Annotated in this window: 14 protein-coding genes, 1 pseudogene and 1 riboswitch; of the genes and pseudogenes, 4 read left to right on the top strand and 11 right to left on the bottom strand. The window is 69.8% G+C overall.

Annotation, left to right across the window (positions count from 1 at the left end; all coding sequences use genetic code 11):
• Positions 1–11: 11 nt before the first annotated feature.
• Positions 12–1,529 (bottom strand): glutamate--cysteine ligase, encoded by a 1,518-nt coding sequence (locus HEP85_RS07340; RefSeq protein WP_168527080.1) that lies wholly within the window; start codon positions 1,527–1,529, stop codon positions 12–14.
• Between the two features lie 538 nt (positions 1,530–2,067).
• Here HEP85_RS07340 and HEP85_RS07345 point away from each other — a divergent pair.
• The 3 genes and pseudogenes from HEP85_RS07345 (at position 2,068) to HEP85_RS07355 (ending at position 4,931) form a co-directional block, all read left to right on the top strand.
• Positions 2,068–2,650, top strand: a pseudogene (locus HEP85_RS07345) (hypothetical protein).
• 446 nt (positions 2,651–3,096) lie between these two features.
• Entirely contained in the window at positions 3,097–3,303 is a 207-nt protein-coding gene (locus HEP85_RS07350) for a DUF5999 family protein (protein ID WP_148007936.1), read from the top strand.
• Between the two features lie 368 nt (positions 3,304–3,671).
• Entirely contained in the window at positions 3,672–4,931 is a 1,260-nt protein-coding gene (locus tag HEP85_RS07355; protein ID WP_168527082.1) for a M23 family metallopeptidase, read from the top strand.
• Between the two features lie 232 nt (positions 4,932–5,163).
• Here HEP85_RS07355 and gcvP read toward each other — a convergent pair whose 3' ends face one another.
• Positions 5,164–8,049 carry an aminomethyl-transferring glycine dehydrogenase gene (gene gcvP / locus HEP85_RS07360; protein WP_168527083.1) on the bottom strand — a complete coding sequence of 962 codons (2,886 nt, stop codon included), beginning with the start codon at positions 8,047–8,049 and terminating at the stop codon, positions 5,164–5,166.
• Between the two features lie 178 nt (positions 8,050–8,227).
• Positions 8,228–8,323, bottom strand: a riboswitch (glycine riboswitch).
• A gap of 114 nt (positions 8,324–8,437) precedes the next feature.
• Between gcvP and HEP85_RS07365 the strand changes: the two genes are divergently transcribed.
• The gene (locus HEP85_RS07365) at positions 8,438–8,809 is read left to right on the top strand and encodes a PRC-barrel domain-containing protein (protein ID WP_211117865.1); all 372 of its coding nucleotides are present in this window, start codon (positions 8,438–8,440) and stop codon (positions 8,807–8,809) included.
• 156 nt (positions 8,810–8,965) lie between these two features.
• Here HEP85_RS07365 and HEP85_RS07370 read toward each other — a convergent pair whose 3' ends face one another.
• The 9 genes from HEP85_RS07370 to HEP85_RS07410 form a co-directional block, all read right to left on the bottom strand.
• Complete coding sequence (locus HEP85_RS07370) at positions 8,966–10,393, bottom strand: DNA polymerase IV (protein WP_168527085.1); 1,428 nt, start codon at positions 10,391–10,393, stop codon at positions 8,966–8,968.
• Between the two features lie 161 nt (positions 10,394–10,554).
• Complete coding sequence (locus tag HEP85_RS07375; RefSeq protein WP_168527086.1) at positions 10,555–11,229, bottom strand: MerR family transcriptional regulator; 675 nt, start codon at positions 11,227–11,229, stop codon at positions 10,555–10,557.
• Between the two features lie 270 nt (positions 11,230–11,499).
• Complete coding sequence (locus HEP85_RS07380) at positions 11,500–11,973, bottom strand: bifunctional nuclease family protein (RefSeq protein WP_006123076.1); 474 nt, start codon at positions 11,971–11,973, stop codon at positions 11,500–11,502.
• Between the two features lie 86 nt (positions 11,974–12,059).
• Positions 12,060–12,800 (bottom strand): MerR family transcriptional regulator, encoded by a 741-nt coding sequence (locus HEP85_RS07385; RefSeq protein ID WP_168527087.1) that lies wholly within the window; start codon positions 12,798–12,800, stop codon positions 12,060–12,062.
• 42 nt (positions 12,801–12,842) lie between these two features.
• Entirely contained in the window at positions 12,843–13,808 is a 966-nt protein-coding gene (locus HEP85_RS07390) for an FHA domain-containing protein (protein WP_168527088.1), read from the bottom strand.
• A 61-nt stretch (positions 13,809–13,869) separates the two neighbouring features.
• On the bottom strand, positions 13,870–14,727 hold the full coding sequence (locus tag HEP85_RS07395) for a DUF881 domain-containing protein (protein ID WP_168527089.1): 858 nt from the start codon (positions 14,725–14,727) through the stop codon (positions 13,870–13,872).
• Positions 14,728–14,732: 5 nt separating this feature from the next.
• Complete coding sequence (locus tag HEP85_RS07400; protein ID WP_148007916.1) at positions 14,733–15,065, bottom strand: small basic family protein; 333 nt, start codon at positions 15,063–15,065, stop codon at positions 14,733–14,735.
• Positions 15,062–15,958 (bottom strand): DUF881 domain-containing protein, encoded by an 897-nt coding sequence (locus tag HEP85_RS07405; RefSeq protein WP_248001866.1) that lies wholly within the window; start codon positions 15,956–15,958, stop codon positions 15,062–15,064. Before HEP85_RS07405 ends, HEP85_RS07400 begins: the two co-directional genes overlap by 4 nt.
• A 154-nt stretch (positions 15,959–16,112) precedes the next feature.
• The gene (locus tag HEP85_RS07410) at positions 16,113–18,608 is read right to left on the bottom strand and encodes a mannose-1-phosphate guanyltransferase (protein ID WP_168527090.1); all 2,496 of its coding nucleotides are present in this window, start codon (positions 18,606–18,608) and stop codon (positions 16,113–16,115) included.
• Positions 18,609–18,667: the final 59 nt, after the last annotated feature.

An 18,667-nucleotide genomic window follows, 5' to 3' on the forward strand; every position in this document is an offset into this window, starting at 1 on the left:
CCGGGCGGTGCTCACCCGAGGGGTACGGGCTCCGGCAGCCCCACCGGCCAGGTGTGCACCGGCTCCCCGAGGTGCATCAACTCGCCGTAGCGCCGGGTGGTCGCGGCCAGCGCGGCGTCCCGGCCCAGTCCCTTCTCCAGGGCCTGGTGGAAGGTGGCCGCCTGCCAGGTCGCCCCATTGACGCGCAGCCGGCACCGGTCCTCGATCACCCCGAGGTAGAAGTCGCGGTCGACGGGCTCCACCCCCCAGGCGTCCAGTCCCACGGCGGCGAGCGGCAGCAGTTCGTCACGGATCAGGTGGACCGCGTCCACCTCCGCGACGCCCCCGTACCGGCCCCGTCGCGGCCACTCCAGGCGCGCGTCGATGCCGTGGCGGCAGGCGGCGTCGAAGTTCGCGGCGGCGGACGCGAACGGCAGCCGTGTCCACACCGGCCGCGCCTCCTCGGCGAGGGCGCGGACGAGCCCGTAGTAGAAGGCCGCGTTGGCGACGACATCGGTGACGCTGGGCCCCGCGGGCAGCACACGGTTCTCCACGCGCAGATGCGGGACCCCGTCGGCGATGCCGTACACGGGCCGGTTCCAGCGGTACACCGTGCCGTTGTGCAGGACGAGTTCGGCGAGCTTGGGAACGCCTCCGGCGTCGAGGACCTCGAGAGGGTCCTCGTCGTCGCAGATCGGCAGCAGGGGCGGGAAGAACCGCAGGTTCTCCTCGAAGAGGTCGTACGCCGACGAGACCCACCGCTCGCCGAACCAGGTGCGCGGCCGCACCCCCTGGGCCTGCAGTTCGGGCGGCCGGGTGTCGGTGGACTGCTGGAACAGCGGCGGCCGCGACTCGCGCCACAGCTCACGGCCGAACAGGAAGGGCGAGTTGGCGCCGACCACGACCTGCGCGGCGGCCACCGCCTGCGCCGCGTTCCACACGTCCGCGAAGCGTGCCGGGGTGACCTGGAGGTGCAACTGCACCGAGGTGCAGGCGGCTTCGGGCGCGATGGACTTCGACGTGCACACCAGATGCTCCACGCCCTCGATGTCGAGCACGAAGTCCTCACCGCGGGCGGCCACGATCTGGTCGTTGAGCAGGGTGTAGCGGTCGCCGTCCGACAGGTTCGACGACACCAGGTCGTCACGGTCGATCGTCGGCAGAATCCCGATCATCACGATTCCGGCATCGACCTCGGCGGCTTTCCGGTGCGCATATGCCAGTGAAGTACCTAGCTCCTCGGCGAGCTGGTCGAATACCCTGCCGGCCAATCGATGTGGAGCTATGTTGACTTCCAGATTGAACATGGCAAGTTCTGTTTGGAAATCGTGACTCGCAATCCTTTCGAGTACTTGCGCATTCATCATCCTGGGCATGCCGTCGGGTCCGGCGAGATTCAGCTCGATCTCCAGGCCCATGAGATTCTTCGGGCGATCGAACCGCTTCTCCTCCAGCAGTCGCGCCAGCCCCGCCAGACACTCCCGGAGCTTGCCGCGGTAGCGCTGGCGATCGGACAGGTCGAACGACCCTGCCACGACCTTCTCTCCCATCGAAGTGTCCCTCCTCGAAGGGCGGGCCGATCCTCGGGCCCCCGCCGTCCCGGTGGATGATGCCCAGGCAAGCCGATCGATAACGCCTTGGAGGGCGCCGTCGGCCGCTACGCTGTGAGCAGGTGTCCAGCGGCACATTCACGAGGCATGGACCACGGCCTGTTTTCAGCCTGACATGATCTCGTGAAAAACGCCGACGAGAATCGGCCGACCGCTCGCGTGGAGTATTCCGAGGTCATCGTCGCACATCGCCGTGGAACCGGGATGAACCTCTCCTTTCGTCGACCGAATACCGCCTTGCTCTTCATATTCGGACCGACTAGACGAAACACCGTCTGAACACCTGTCGTATAAACTCCGCAAACGAGGCAGAGAGTTGGCGCTCGCGGTCCCAGGTCCTGCCGTCGAGGTGACACGCGGCAGGCGACACCCCCGTCGGCAGATCCAGACCCCCGCCCCTCCGACCCCGAGAGCTGACAGCGCCGTCCGCCCCCGCCCCCTCGCGCCACTGTGCCTGTCGAATGAGAGGCGACCCACCATGCCGCTGCACGTACCCCCGGCTCCCGCGCCCGCCCTGCGCACCGTTCTCACGGCACTCGGTTCCCCCACCGCAGTCCGCGAGGCCCGCACCCCGACCCTGCGGATGGCCGAGGGCCGGTCACCCCGAACTCCCGCTGCCCGTACACGTCCTGGACCGGAGCGATCCGGCCGGCCCGTCCGCCACACGACTCGTCGCGTGGCGTTTCCTGATCCGCTGCGGCGAGCGCTCGGTGGCCGCGGCCGACACCATGCTCACCCCGGACGGCTGGGCCTTCTCGCACTTCTTCGAAGGCCCCTACATCACCGCCACCGAGCGCGCCCTGCGCCAGGCCGAGAACATGAAGCAGTCGTTCCAGGCACGCCTGCTGTCGGTGCCCGAGCTCTACATGCTCACCCTCTGGCTGCACGGGGACTGCGCCGCCGACGGCGCCACCGGTCACCCGGCCGCCACCGACCTCCTGGTGCCACTGGCGCCCGCGCCGCCCGGTATCGCCGCCCACCGCCCGCACCGCGTCGCCGAGTTCCTGCCGGTCCTCACCCACCGTCTGACCGCCGCCCCGCTGCTCAGCTCCCCCGCATAGCCACCCGCACCCGGTCACCCGCACCCGTCCATGTGCCCCGCAGCCGTTCCTCCGGCCGCGGGGCACGTCGTCGCGCCGCGCGGGTGGCCCGCCAGGACTCGCGTGAACCGGCTCGGAACCGGATCGGAACCGGCTCCGAACCGGCCCGCTCGTTCGGGCCCATCCCTGCTCGTACGAGGGGAAACGCGCCCCTGACCGCGCCGGACTAGCCCCATCCGACCACCGCGAACCCCCCGAAGGGACCGTGCGGTTGCGATGAACCGTCCGCGAGGGTGACGCGTCTCCAACCTGTGAGGAGCGCTGCTGCCAAATCCCTGCGGATTGACGCCCGTAGGGCAACACTGGGTTCCAAACACACACCACGGGGGGCGGCCATGAGCAGTTCGAGCCGCGAATCAGACACCACGACCAGCACACACCTCTCAACCCAGCGAAAGATCCCATCCATGTGCCAGCACCAGCCACCCTGTCCGTCAGCCGAATCAGCCGACCGGGAGTCCGCGCGTCTCGTGGCGCACCACCCGGAACAGGGATGGAGCCTGCTGTGCAACGGCGTTCTGCTCTTCGAGGACACCGGTGAGCTCCTGCCGGACGGCCAGATCATCGCGCCGCACCGCCCGCTGGGCAGCGAGCACGTGATGACGGCCGCCTGAGCCGCACGCACCACGGGCGCCAGCCCGGACAGAACGAGGGGCCGGCCGGAGAGACACTCTCCGCACCGGCCCCGACGCATGTCCGCACGTGATCACTCCGCGTAACTTCCCGAGGACCCTCCGACCCCGACTCCCCACTCGGCGCAACACCCCCATACCCGCCCGCCTACCTGCCTACCTGCCTACCTGCCTACTACGGTCTGCCCGAACGGACATTCCCCTCTGCCTCTCCACCTCCTGAAGTCCCGCGGACGAAACGCTAGCGTCCCTTCGTGAGCCTCCGGGCGTCCGGGGAACCGTTGCCGGACCCGGCCCCGACGGCATCCGGTTCACCTCTACGGACCTCCCCCGAAGCGAGCAAGGCGGTCATGGGACTCCTGCACTCCCCCGATCGTGGGCGGCACCACCCGACGCCCGGTGACCGCACGGCCCAGGAGGATCCCGCGGCGCGCGAGGGACCGCCGAACGATCCGACGCCGGACGCACCTCTGACGGGCGCGCAGCCGGTCGGCGTGGAGCCCGTCGGGGTCGACGCGGTGGACCCGGCGCCGTCGGACGAGCGCCCCGAGCACACGCGCCGCCGTCGCCGCCCCGGACCGTTCACCCTGCTGGCCCTGCCAGGGCTGACCGTCGTGCTGGGCTTCGCGGGGGTCATGGCCGCGACGGGCCGTCTGCCCTCGCCCTGGTCGGAGGACTCGGACGCGCACCCGGCGACCGCGGGCAGCAGCGCGACGGACCGTGTCGACGCCTCGTACGTCCCATGGCTGCGCGAGGCGGCCAGGACCTGCTCCCTCCTGAAACCGTCCGTCCTCGCCGCCCAGATCGACCGGAGTTCCGGATGGAACACCGACCCAGCCACACTCTCGGGCACGGTGGGGATCGCCGGGTTCACCAAGAGCCAGTGGCGGACCTGGGGCAAGGACGCCGACGGCAACGGGAAGTCCTCGCCGCGCGACCCGGTGGACGCCATCATGGCGCTCGCCCGGCAGGACTGCGCTCTCGCCGAGGACGTCACCCGGCTCAGGACCCGTGGCACCGTGTCGGGCGACCTCCTCGACCTCACCCTGGCCGCCTACACGGTGGGCACGGACTCCGTGACGCGGGCGGGACGCGTACCGGCGACGGCGCGGACGTATCTCACCGAGGTCAAGGACCTGTCGGCGCGGTACAGGACCTTCGACCATGAGGAGAACGCGAAACCCGGCACCGGCAAGGCGAGCGGGGTACTGGCCCCACCGGTGACCACCCTGGTGATCAGCTCCCCCTTCGGATCACGCAAACACCCCCTCACGGGCGTCACCAAACTGCACACGGGCGTCGACTTCGCCGCTCCCCGGAACGCGCCGGTGTCCGCCGCACGGCAGGGGCAGGTCGTGTTCGCGGGAATGACCAAGGCGTACGGCAACCGCGTCGTGATCGATCACGGCACGATCGGCGGCAGGCGGCTGGAGACCACCTACAGCCACATGTCGTCCCTGCTGGTCACGGCCGGTCAGAGCGTCGAGACCGGAACCGCGGTCGGGTTCGTCGGTTCCACGGGCCTGTCGACGGGCCCGCACCTGCACTTCGAGGTGCTCGTCGACGGCGCGTACACCGATCCGATGCCGTGGCTCGCCGTCGCCCGCTGACGGCGCCGGGAGGTACGGCCGACGAAAGCGGCTCCAGGCGACCGGTAATGCCGGCCGCCGCCCTGTCCCAGGGCTCGTCACCGGCCCCCGCACCCCGAAAAGGGGCCGAGCACGGATATGCGGAAGAGGGGACGTGCCCCGGCTCTTGCCGGGGCACGTCCCCTCTTCCGATCCCTCACGTCACCGGGCGGGCCCTCACGTCACCGGGCCTGCCCGCCGGCCCTCCCCGGCCTCAGTCCTCGTAGGCGTCCAGCGGCGGGCAGGAGCAGACGAGGTTCCGGTCGCCGTACGCCTGGTCGATCCGGCGCACCGGCGGCCAGTACTTGTCCGCGGCCGCGACACCCGCCGGGAAGACCGCCTCCTCACGCGTGTACGCGTGCTTCCACTCACCGCCGAGCGCGGCGGCGGTGTGCGGCGCGCCGCACAGCGGGTTGTCCTCCACCGGCCAGTCGCCCGAACCGACCTTCTCGATCTCCGCGCGGATGGCGATCATCGCGTCGCAGAACCGGTCGATCTCGACGAGGTCCTCGGACTCGGTCGGCTCGATCATCAGCGTGCCCGCGACCGGGAAGGACATGGTGGGCGCGTGGAAGCCGTAGTCGATGAGCCGCTTGGCGACGTCGTCGACGCTGACGCCGGTCGCCTTCGTCAGCGGACGCAGGTCGATGATGCACTCGTGGGCGACGAGCCCGCCGGGGCCGGTGTACAGCACCGGGTAGTGCGGCTCCAGACGCTTGGCGATGTAGTTCGCCGACAGCACGGCGACCTGCGTGGCCCGCTTGAGGCCCTCGCCGCCCATCAGCCGGACGTAGGCCCACGAGATGGGCAGGATGCCCGCGGAGCCCCAGGGTGCGGCCGAGATCGGGCCGACACCGGTCTCGGGACCGGCGGCGGGCTGCAGCGGGTGGTTCGGCAGGTACGGCGCCAGGTGCGCGCGCACACCTACCGGGCCGACGCCCGGACCGCCGCCGCCGTGCGGGATGCAGAACGTCTTGTGCAGGTTGAGGTGCGAGACGTCACCGCCGAAGTGGCCCGGCTTGGCGAGGCCCACCAGCGCGTTGAGGTTGGCGCCGTCGACGTACACCTGCCCGCCCGCCTCGTGCACCTGGGCGCAGATGTCGGCGACATGCTCCTCGAACACACCGTGCGTCGAGGGGTACGTGATCATCAGCACGGCCAGCTCGTCGCGGTGCTGCTCGATCTTGGCACGCAGGTCCGTGATGTCGATCTCGCCGTCCTCGGCGGTCTTCACGACGACGACCTTCATGCCGGCCATCACGGCGCTCGCGGCGTTCGTGCCGTGCGCGGAGGACGGGATCAGGCAGATGGTGCGCTGCTCGTCCCCGTTGGCCCGGTGGTAGCCGCGGACGGCGAGCAGACCGGCCAGCTCGCCCTGCGAACCGGCGTTGGGCTGGAGCGACACCTTGTCGTATCCGGTGACCTCGGCGAGCCGCGTCTCCAGCTCCTCGATGAGCGTGAGGTAGCCCTGCGCCTGCTCGGCGGGTACGAAGGGGTGCAGCTGGCCGAACTCGGGCCAGGTGACCGGCTCCATCTCGGTGGTCGCGTTGAGCTTCATGGTGCAGGAACCCAGCGGGATCATGCCGCGGTCCAGCGCGTAGTCACGGTCGGAGAGCCGGCGCAGGTAGCGCAGCATCGCGGTCTCGGAGCGGTACTGGTGGAACACCGGGTGCGTGAGGTAGTCGTCGGTGCGCAGCAGCGCCTCGGGAAGCGTGTCCTCGGTGCTCGCGTCCAGCGCCTCGATGTCGCTCTCGATGCCGAACGCGGCCCATACGGCGCCCAGTTGCCTGCGCGCGGTGGTCTCGTCACAGGCGATCGACACGTGGTCGGCGTCGACGAGGTGGAGGTTGACGCCCTGGTCGCGCGCGCCCGTCACGATGTCGGCGGCCCGGCCCGGCACCCGGACGGTCAGCGTGTCGAAGTACGCGCCGTGCACGACCTCGGTGCCGCCGGCCCTCAGCCCCTCGGCGAGGAGCGTGGCGTAGCGGTGGGTGCGGCGGGCGATCGTCCTCAGCCCGTCCGGCCCGTGGTAGACCGCGTACATGCCCGCCATCACGGCGAGCAGCACCTGCGCGGTGCAGATGTTGCTGGTCGCCTTCTCACGGCGGATGTGCTGCTCGCGCGTCTGCAGGGCGAGCCGGTACGCCTTGTGTCCGTCCGCGTCGACGGAGACGCCGACCAGCCGGCCGGGCAGGCTGCGCGCGAACTTCTCGCGCACCGCCATGTATCCGGCGTGCGGACCGCCGAAGCCCATCGGGACGCCGAACCGCTGGGTCGTGCCGACCGCGATGTCGGCGCCGAGCTCGCCGGGCGAGGTGAGCAGGGTCAGGGCGAGCAGGTCGGCCGCGACGGTGACGACCGCGCCGAGCTCGTGCGCCTGCTCGATGACGGGCCTGAGGTCGCGTACGGCACCGGAGGCGCCCGGGTACTGGACGAGCACGCCGTTGATCTCGCGCTCGGCGATCGCGGCCGGGATGCCCTCGCTCAGGTCGGCGACGACGACCTCGACGCCGGTGGGCTCGGCGCGGGTCTCGATGACGGCGACGGTCTGCGGCAGGGCGTCCGCGTCGATCAGGAAGAGGCCCTTCTTGTTCTTGCCCATGCGCCGGGACAGCGCCATCGCCTCGGCGGCTGCGGTGCCCTCGTCCAGCAGCGAGGCGCCGGAGGTGGGCAGTCCGGTCAGCTCGGCGACCACGGTCTGGAAGTTGAGCAGCGCCTCCAGGCGGCCCTGGGAGATCTCCGGCTGGTAGGGCGTGTAGGCGGTGTACCAGGCCGGGTTCTCCATGACGTTGCGGAGGATCACCGGCGGCGTGAAGGTGCCGTAGTAACCGAGGCCGATCATCGGGTCGAGGACCTGATTGCGGTCCGCGAGGGAGCGCAGCTCGGCCAGGACCTCGGCCTCGGTGCGCGCGCCCGGGAGCTCGAGCGCCTCGGCGTTCTTGATCACGTCCGGCACGGCGGCGGCCGTCAGCTCGTCCAGCGAGCCGTACCCGACCTGCGCGAGCATCTTGGCCCGTGCTTCCGGGGCGGGCCCGATGTGGCGCTGCTCGAAGGGGATTCCCTGCTCGAGCTCGGAGAGCGGAATGCGATGGGCGGTCATTGCGGAGGCCTCCTGGTCACACACGACCTTCGAGGGGCACCACGGCGCGGGTGCCCCGACGGCCTCCCCCTCTGTCATCTGACCTGAGAGCTTCACCGGCCCGCCCGCCCGCTGCGACCCGGCTTTCACCGTCGGTGAGAGCGGAAGGCGTCAGCCCCGCCCTGCTTTCCAGAGTGACCTCGTCCGTGCGGTACGTGAGCCTGAGAGATTCCGGGGAGGATTTGCTCCTTCGGCGCCTCCGATGGTGTCTGGAGGACTCTCCCGCACGGGATCAGCAGCCGTTTGCCAGGGTACCAGCGTGAACAACGCACGGGCTTTCGAGTGGCCACCGTCACGAATGTGCTCTTTCGTAGTGCCTACGGATGAGTTGCAATCGAGTGGAGGGCCAGTGCAGACCGACATCGATCCGCGCAATCTGATCGGCCGCAAGGCGCTCGACCGCAATGGCGCCAAGATCGGCACGGTCGACGAGGTCTATCTGGACGACGCGACCGGCATACCGGAGTGGGCCGCCATACGTACGGGCCTGTTCAGCAGGGACGCCTTCGTGCCCCTGGAGCCCAGCGAACTCGTCGAGGGCAGTCTGCGCGTCCCCTTCGACCGCGCCCTGATCAAGGACGCCCCCGACTTCGGCGTGGGCCGCCACCTCTCTCCGGAGCAGGAGCTCCAGCTCTACCACCACTACGGTCTCGACGTGACGCCCCCGGGCCTCCCGCCGGACCGCGACTTCGGCCGTCTGGCGGGAACGGACGAGACCTGAGACAACCTGGCGGAGGCGCGGGAGAACGCGTCCGGGATACGGCGAACCAGGCGACCGGCCGGCCCGCACGGCCTCCGGTGCCCTGCCCAGCCCTTGCTGTCATCCGCACGGCCTCCGGTGCCCAGCCCTTCCTGTGTCGGCCGGCCCGGACGGGGCTCAGGCCCTCCCGGGCGCACCGGCGGACACACCGGTCGAATCCTCGGGTCTTCGGGGCACCAACGGCAGCGGGTCCGCGGGCTCCAAGGCCCGGTCGTCCGTACGGAACGTCCGCACCCGCCCCGGTTCCGAGTCGGGCGTCTCGAAACGCACCGTCACCCTCCCCAGCCCACTGCCCTGCACCCACCCGTGCCCGTACTCGGCATGGTGCACGTCGTGCCCCGCGGGCCAGCGCCGCTCGGCCGCCGGCACCTGTTCGGCGGCCGGCTCCTCCGCCCCCTCCTCCCCCTGCCCATCGGAATGCTCCTGCGCCGCCGTCTCCTCCACAGCGGCCCGGGCCTGCGCCGTGGCCTGGGCCTGGGCCTGCGCGAAGAGGTCCTCCTGCGTGTAGTCGGCGAGCCCTGACACACCGACGCCCAGCAGGCGAACACCCCCCGTCGTGTCCACCGCTTCCAGGAGCCGCCCGGCCGCCTCTTGTACGACCGCGGGGTCGTCCGTGGGCCCCCGGAGCGTCTCGGACCGGGTCAGCGTCGAGAAGTCGTACCTGCGCACCTTCAGCACGATGGTCCGTCCCGACAACCCCGCCCTGCGCAGCCGCTGCACACACCGGTCGGCGAGCCGCTGCACCTCGAGCCCGACCCGCACCCGGTCATGGATGTCCACGTCATAGGTGTCCTCGACCGACACGGACTTCGTCTCCCGCTCGGCCACCACGGGCCGCTCGTCGCGCGCCAGCGCCATCGCGTACAGCGCGTGCCCGTGGGCCTTGCCCAGCAGCCGTACGAGCTCGTCCTCGCCCGCCTCGGCGATCTCGTCGACCGTGTTGATCCCGCCCCGTCGCAGATGGTCCCCGGTGGCAGGCCCCACGCCCGGCAGGGTCCGCACCGGCATCGGCCCGAGCAGCGCGCGCTCCGTCCCCGGCTCGATCACCACCAGGCCGTCGGGTTTGGCCTGCTCGGAGGCGATCTTGGCGAGCATCTTGGAGGCCGCGAGCCCCACGGATCCGGTCAGGCCCGTGACAGCCCTGATGTCCGCGCGCAGCTTCACCCCGGCCAGCCGCGCCGAGGCGTCGTCCCAGGCGGTTCCCCCGGCCTCCAGGTCGACGAACGCCTCGTCCAGGCTCAGCGGCTCCACCAGGGGGGACAGCGTCCGCAGCAGCCCCATCACCTGGTCACTGATCTCCCGGTAGAGCTCGAAACGCGGCACGAGATACGCGGCGTTCGGCGCGAGCCTGCGCGCCTGGGCCATCGGCATCGCCGAGTGCACCCCGAAGACACGGGCCTCGTACGAGGCGGTGGCGACCACGCCGCGCAGCCCGAGGCCGCCCACGACGACGGCCTTCCCCCGCAGGCTCGGCTTGGATGCCTGCTCCGCCGAGGCGAAGAAGGCATCCATGTCGAGATGCAGGATCGTGGGCGCGTTTCTCACACCCCCGATGCTGCCCTACGCCACTGACATCGCCCCCGGACTCCGGCCGTAGGGCCGAACCGCGCCGTCCGCCGAGTCGGACCCCCATTCCGGACCGCGCCACGACGCCGGTCCGCACGGCCCTCCAGGCCGCGCGGACCGTCGGATCGCGCCGCCGCCCGTCAGACCGCGCGGTTGCGCCGTCGTGCCAGCTCGTCCGCGGGGTTGTGGCCGACGAGCGTCTCGCCCGTGTCCACCCGCTCCCCGTGCAGCTGTGAGAGGGCGTTCTCGACGTCCCGCCACACCACGCCGACGGCGATCCCGAAAACGCCCTGGCCGCCCTGGAGCAGGGCGTGGACCTCGTCGGGCGAGGAACACTCGTAGACGGTCGCGCCGTCGCTCATCAGCGTCATCCGCTCCAGGTCCCGGAAGCCACGCTCCCTGAGGTGCTGGACCGTGGTGCGGATGTTCTGCAGCGACACACCCGTGTCGAGGAAGCGCTTCACGATCTTCAGGACCACCACGTCCCGGAAGCTGTACAACCGCTGCGTCCCCGACCCGTAGGCGGGCCGCACGCTCGGCTCGACCAGCCCCGTCCTGGCCCAGTAGTCGAGCTGCCGGTAGGTGATGCCCGCGGCGGCACACGCCGTGGGCCCTCGGTAGCCGATCTCCTCGGCGTCCGTCCCGCCCTCGCCCGGCACCGCTGTCGGCCGCTGTGGAACATGGTCGGCCGCGCTGTCGTGATGGGGGTACCCCCTGCTCGAGCCGAGCCGAGAGCTTGGGGGAGGGTACGGGCCGCTCTCCCCCAGACCGCGTCCGGGGGCACCCCCAGCCGTACCGTCGCCGCTGCTTCTCACGCCGACCTCCGTCCTTGACCTGCCTTCTCGACGGTAGGCAGTCACCAGGGGTGCGTCAACGATCGCCACACTCGGCACGCCGAGTGATAATCACCCAAGGAGTGGTTTCCCGTGTCCCACCGCGGGGAAAGGCTAGCCGAATGCTCTCGGAGTGAGCCGCAGCGCGCCACAGTCGCCACGGGCAATTGCCGCCGGGAGTACTCCGATCCCGTGACGCGGCACAGCTGCGGGGAACGGGTGTCCGGACGCCCGCCGGGGACGCCCGGCCCCTCACTGGCTGTTGGTCCCGAAGTCCTCGGGAGAGATCTGGTCGAGGAACTCCCGGAACTTCTCCACCTCGTCCTCCTGCTCGTCCGGAATCGCGATCCCCGCGTCGTCGAGCACCCCGTCACTGCCGTAGATCGGCGTTCCGGTGCGCAGCGCCAGCGCTATGGCATCGGACGGACGGGCGCTGACCTCGACCCCGCTGGCGAACACCAGCTCCGCGTAGAAGACCCCCTCGCGCAGATCGGTGATGCGCACCTCGGTGAGCTCCTGGCCGACGGCTTCCAGCACGTCCTTGAACAGGTCGTGGGTCAGCGGTCGTGCGGGGGCCATGCCCTGCTGGGCGAAGGCGATCGCCGTCGCCTCCCCCGGTCCGATCCAGATGGGGAGGTAGCGATCGCCTCCCACTTCACGCAGGAGCACGATCGGTTGGTTGGAGGGCATTTCGACCCGGACACCTACGACATCGAGCTCGTTCACACAGCAACCCTAGGCCGTGCCCGGGACGTTTGGGTAGTCGAGCACAGGACGGGTGGCCGATCCGGACAGCCGGCAGGGCCCCGAGGTCAGGGCAGCCTTACGCCCAGCGCGGTCTGCACCAGTGCGGCGTGCAGCCTCACCGTGAGCCCCGCCAGCTCCTTCGTACGCGCCTCCGCGTGCGCCCTCGTCTGCGGATTGCGGTGGCGCCTCAGCGGGGCCACCACCTGGTCCACCAGCCCCGCGTCCCGTTCGGCCGCGGCCTTCATCGCCCGCAGATGGCGCGGCTCGATACCGAACCGCCCCAGCTCGACGACGAGCGCGGCGACCGTCACCGCCTCGGCGTCGTACGTCCCCTCCGCCAGTGGGGCGATGAGCCCGTACGACTCCCACTCCTGGAGCTCCTGCTCGCCGATCTCGGCGGCGGCCAGCAGCTCCGAACGGCCCACCCGGACCGCCGCGGGCGCGTCGGGCTCCAGCGGCTCCCCGTCACCCCCGTCGCGCTGACGCCCCAGGGACGGCAGCCGTACGGGCTCGCCCCGCTCCAGGGCGTCCAGATGCTCGCGGATGACCTTCAGTGGAAGATAGTGGTCCCGCTGCATCCTCAGGACGTGCCCGAGGCGCTCGACGTCGTCCGCGCTGAACTTGCGATACCCCGAGGGTGTCCGCCGAGGCTCGATGAGCCCCTCCGACTCCAGGAACCGGATCTTGGAGATGGTGACCTCGGGGAACTCGTCCCGCAGCGCGTTCAGCACCGCGCCGATACTCATCAGCCCACTGTCCGTTGCGGCGGTACCGCTGCCGGCACCGCCGCTCGGTGTTCGAAGCATGGACCTTCCTGGGGGTCCCCCCGGACGGAGTCTGGGGAAGGGTCAGATACCTCGCTGGCTCGCGTAGAAGACCAGCCGGTACTTACCGATCTGCACCTCGTCGCCGTTCGACAGCGGAACCGAGTCGATCCGCTCCCGGTTGACGTACGTACCGTTCAGGCTGCCCACGTCGGCGACCGTGAACGAACCGTCCGCGGCGCGACGGAACTCCACATGCCGGCGCGACACGGTCACGTCGTCGAGGAAGATGTCGCTCTGCGGATGGCGCCCGGCCGTGGTCAGCTCACCGTCCAGGAGGAAGCGGCTGCCCGAGTTCGGACCGCGGCGGACCACCAGGAGCGCCGAGCCGAGCGGCAGTGCGTCGACGGCGGCCTGCGCCTCCGGGGAGAGCGTGGGCATCTGCGTCTGACCGGTGACCTCGGCGTCGTAGGCCTCGAGGCCAGAGATGGAGATCGTCGACGTCGTCTCGGACGGGCGCTCCGGGACCGCCCCGGGCCGCAGCGGCGCACCGCAGTTCGAACAGAAGCGGCTGTTTTCCGCGTTGCGGTTACCGCACCTCGTACACACCAGGGCCGACATCGGATCCTCCTGCCGCGGCTGCCCCCCAGGGACATGAGACGCGTACGGGTCGGCGGCGAACCCTCCACCCGTACTTGAGGCTGACGGTTCCCCGAAACCTATGCGGCCGGACTGGGCAGGGTCAACAGACGGCGCGCCCTGACCACCGGAAATGTCGCCGCCCGGACCAGCCACCTGGTCCCGGAACAGCGGGCGCTCGCCACCCTGGCCCTCCACGTCTCCATGGCGTGGTGCACGGTGCCGGGCGTTGTCGCCGCCCTCGCGTGCGCTCTTGCCGAACAACTTCGCAAACAACTTCACGGGCGATTCCCCTTGACCGAAACAGACCCGCCCGTGGGGCAGGACGAACCCTGATTGCACACACCGGTCGACCCGGACATCCTCACAACGTCCGTATCCACCAGACAGTTTCCACCACGCACCACCCATTCGGTGCGCCGACCCCCCGCAACCTCATGCCCTCGCCGCACCACCCCCATGCGCCCCCGGCTCACTGGGAGGAGGACCGAGCGTAGTCAGGCAGCTTCGCGGCCCGCAAGGCGTCCACAACGATCTTCGTCGCGCGCTCCACCGTGACGGTGGCCTGCTCCTTCTCCAGAGTCTGCACCACGCCTCCGGGAATGTTGAGCGCCGGCTCGAGGTCCTGCGGTTTGCCGATGACCTTGAAACGATAGGGCTGGGTGATCTTGTTCCCGTCCACGCTCACACCCTTGCCGGAGTCGCTCAGATAGGTGCTGGCGACGACGCGCACACCGTTCACCTGAATCGCCTCCGCGCCGGCGGCGCGCAGCTCCTGGATCGCGTCAAGCAGCATGTCCGCCTTGACCGTCCCCTTCGTATCGTCGATGGTCAGCGTGATGCCGGGTCCCTGCGCCGCCACCGTGCCCGCCAGAATGCCGAGTTGCTTCTCCTTCTCGGCCGTCTGCTTGCGCGCCTCGGCAGCCTGGTTCGAGCTGTTCTCCAGCTCGGTGCGCTGATCCTCGAGACCCTGCTTCTCGTCCTCAAGACGCTGAGTCCGGTTGTCGAGTTCATCGAGGATACGTACGAGATCTTCTTGACGTGCGCCACGCAGTGCGCTGCCGCTGTCGCTGTTGGACGCCACCTGGACGGCCAGACCGAAGCCGAGGCCGAACAGCAGCACCGCGACGATGAGTTGCGCACGGGACACTCTGGGCGGCCACACCCCCTTCACCAGCCGCTGGCGGCCGGTCAGCGCCGGGACGGCGTTCGTGTCGTCCGGCGGGGGCGTTCCGTCCTGCCGGGGCGCGGAACTCTCGGCGGCGGCCGGAACCTCTTCGGGAAGTTCCCGGCGCAGCCGGTTGTCGGGGGTCTCACCCTCGTTGCTCATCGGCCTCACGCCCGGAACACGTGCCGACGGATCGCCGCGGCGTTGGAGAAGATACGGATACCGAGGACGACCACGACCCCGGTGGAGAGCTGGGCACCGACGCCCAACTTGTCGCCCAGGAAGACGATCAGCGCGGCGACGACCACGTTCGACAGGAACGAGACCACGAAGACCTTGTCGTCGAAGATGCCGTCGAGCATCGCGCGCAAGCCTCCGAAGACGGCGTCGAGCGCCGCCACGACGGCGATCGGAAGGTAGGGTTCCACGATCACCGGAACCTCGGGCCGGACCAACAATCCGGCCACGACTCCCACGACGAGGCCCAGTACGGCGATCACGATGTGCCCTTCTCTGTGCTCGGCTGTGCTGTACGTACGATCACACTTGGTGCGGCGGACAACCGGACGTCGTCGTCGACGGAGATGCTGGTCCGGATGCCGTAGTTCTCCTGAAGGGCGTGAAGATACAGCCCGTCGGCACTGTTCTGGAACCTGGTGCTGAGCCGCTCGCCGTCGCCCACCGCGAGCACCGTGTAGGGCGGTACCAGCGGCTTGTTGTCGACCAGTATCGCGTCTCCCGCGGCCCGGATCGCCGAGAGCGCCGTCAGCCGCTGTCCGTTGATCGACACGGCCTCCGCGCCGGACTCCCAGAGCCCGTTGACGACCCGCTGCATGTCGCGGTCGCGGACCCGGCCGGTGTCCGAGAAGCCATCGGTCTCCCGCGGATCACCGTCGCCGCCCTGGGTGGCTTCCTTGGCGTCGTTCACGACCAGCTTCACGCCGGGGCCGTGCACCGCGACGGCACCCGACAGGATGCCGACCAGGTCGGCCTGGTCGCCGCCGCCCTGCTTCTTCAGTGCCTCGCGCTGCCGGGCGCTCACGTCGTCGCGCAGGGTGTCGACACTGCCCTCGAGTTTGTCCGCGGACGAGGTCTCGCGCTGGATCCGGTCGATGAGCTCCTGGCGCTCCTTGGCCACGACCGGCGCGGCGATCCGCGCGTTGGCCGCTCCCACGGTCACGACCAGGGCGGCGAGCACGAGACCGGCGGCGAGACCGAGCTTCGCCCGTACCGTCTTCGGCATGCCGCCGGCGCCCTCGGTCTTCTTGCGGGCGGCCGCCTCGGCGTATCCGTCGTCGAGGCTGTGGTCCATGACGTTGGTGAGCAGCGACATGGAGGCGTCCGGGCGCGAGGGGCGCGGAGGTGTGCTCCGAACGGGGGGCTGCTGCGGCATGCCGCACATCGTCGCACGTCGTGGGTGCTACCTCCGAATGGCCCCACCCGCGTACCGGACAGGCCCCCTTGGGGACACCTGTCCGGCACGCACGCGTGCAGGTCCCGGGACAGCCGACGTTCGCGCGTGGGGGCGAACGTCGCCTGTCGCGGCGCTAGCGACCGGCGCTGTCCACGACGGCCGCCCACTCGTCGAGCAGGGCCTCCGCCGACGCGACGTCGGGGCCCTCGGCCCACAGATGCGTCACGGCCTCGGCGGGGTCGGGCAGCACCATCACCCAGCGCCCGTCGGTCTCCACGACCCGAACACCGTCGGTGGTGTCCACGAACCGGTCCCCCGCCTCCTCCACGACCCGGCGCATCACGAGCCCCTTGACCGCCCAAGGAGTCGCGAGGTCCCGCTTGAGGACATGCGCCCGCGGAATCCGCGCGTCGATCTGGCTGAGCGTGAGCTGCGTCCGCGCCACCAGCCCGATGAGGCGTACGAAAGCGGCCGCGCCGTCGAACACACTGCTGAACTCCGGAATGATGAAGCCGCCGCGGCCGTCACCACCGAAGATCGTCGACTCGTCCCGTCCGACCCGGGTCAGGTCGTCCGGGGACGTGGTCGTCCACTCCACCTGCGTCCCGTGGTAGGCCGCCACCTGCTCGGCGATCCGCGTGGTGGTCACCGGCAACGCCACACGCCCACTGCGCCGCTCCGCGGCCACCAGGTCGAGCATCACGAGGAGAGCCCGGTCGTCCTCGACGATCCGCCCCTTCTCGTCGACCAGCGAGAGCCGCTCGCCCACCGGGTCGAAGCGCACGCCGAACGCGGCCCGCGCGGACGCGACGATCTCGCCGAGCCGCACCAGTCCGGCCCGCCGTGTGTCGGCGGTCTCCGTCGGCCTGGACTCGTCCAGACCGGGGTTGATGGTCAGGGAGTCGACACCGAGCTTGCCCAGGAGGCTGGGAAGCACCAGACCGGCACTGCCGTTCGAGGCGTCCACCACCACCTTCAGCCCGGACTCGGCGATACCCGTCGTGTCCACATTCCTGAGCAGCGAACCCGTGTACGAGTCGAAGACGCTGGCCGGGAAGTACAGATCCCCGATCTCACCCGGGAACGCGCGCCGGTACTCCTGTCGCGCGAACACCCGGTCGAGCTTCCGCTGTCCACCCTGCGACAGGTCGGCGCCCTCCCCGTCGAAGAACATGATGTCGACGGAGTCCGGCACCCCGGGCGTCGTGCGGATCATGATCCCGCCCGCACTGCCTCGCGCCGTCTGCTGCCTGGCCACCGGCAGCGGTACGTTCTCCAGGTCGCGTACGTCGATGGCGCTGGCCTGCAACGCCGAGATGACCGCCCTTTTCAGCGCCCGCGCGCCTCGGGAGTGGTCACGGGCCGTGGTGACCGTGGAGCCCTTCTTGAGAGTCGTCGCGTACGCCCCGGCGAGGCGCACCGCCAACTCCGGAGTGATCTCCACGTTCAGGATGCCGGACACACCGCGTGCTCCGAAGAGGTGCGCCTGACCGCGCGACTCCCAGATCACCGAGGTGTTGACGAAGGCGCCGGCCTCGATGGTCTTGAACGGGTAGACGCGTACGTTTCCCTGAATGATCGATTCTTCACCGACGAGGCATTCGTCGCCGATGACGGCGCCGTCCTCGATGCGGGCGGCCCGCATGATGTCGGTGTTCTTGCCGATGACACAGCCCCGAAGGTTGCTGTGCTGGCCGACGTACACGTTGTCGTGCACGACGGCTCTGTGCAGGAAGGCACCGCTCTTGACGACGACGTTGGACCCGATGACCGTGTGTTCGCGGATTTCGGCGTCCGCCTCGACCTTCGCGTAGTCCCCGATGTAGAGCGGGCCGCGCAGCACGGCGTCGGGGTGCACTTCGGCGCCCTCGGCGACCCATACGCCCGGGGAGATCTCGAAGCCGTCGATCTCGACGTCGACCTTGCCCTCCAGGACGTCGGCCTGCGCCTTCACGTAGCTCTCGTGGGTGCCCACGTCCTCCCAGTAGCCCTCGGCGATGTATCCGAAGACAGGCTTTCCTTCCTTCATCAGCTGAGGGAAGACGTCGCCCGACCAGTCGACCGAGACATCCGCCTCGACGTAGTCGAAGACTTCGGGCTCCATGACGTAGATACCCGTGTTCACGGTGTCCGAGAAGACCTGACCCCAGGTCGGCTTCTCCAGGAAGCGCTCGACCTTGCCCTCTTCGTCCACGATGGTGATGCCGAATTCGAGGGGGTTGGGGACACGCGTCAGGCAGACGGTGACCAGCGCACCCTTTTCCTTGTGGAAATTGATGAGATCGGTGAGATCGAAGTCGGTCAGGGCATCGCCGGAGATCACCAGGAAGGTGTCGTCCTTCAACGCCTCCTCGGCGTTCTTGACGCTACCGGCAGTACCGAGTGGCTTCTCCTCATTGGCATAGGTGAGCTCCATGCCGAGCTCCTCGCCGTCACCGAAGTAGTTCTTGACCAAAGAGGCCAAGAACTGAACAGTCACGACGGTCTCGTTGAGCCCATGCCTTTTGAGCAGCCTGAGCACGTGCTCCATGATCGGGCGATTCGCCACGGGCAGGAGCGGCTTGGGCATGCTTGAGGTCATGGGACGAAGGCGAGTACCTTCGCCTCCGGCCATCACTACGGCCTTCATGTCGGAAGCGTCCTCCTTTAAGAGACGACGGACTAGCCGACTTCACCCGTCCAGATTGT

The sequence above is a fragment of the Streptomyces sp. RPA4-2 genome (assembly GCF_012273515.2).
GTDB classification, from domain to species: domain Bacteria; phylum Actinomycetota; class Actinomycetes; order Streptomycetales; family Streptomycetaceae; genus Streptomyces; species Streptomyces kaempferi.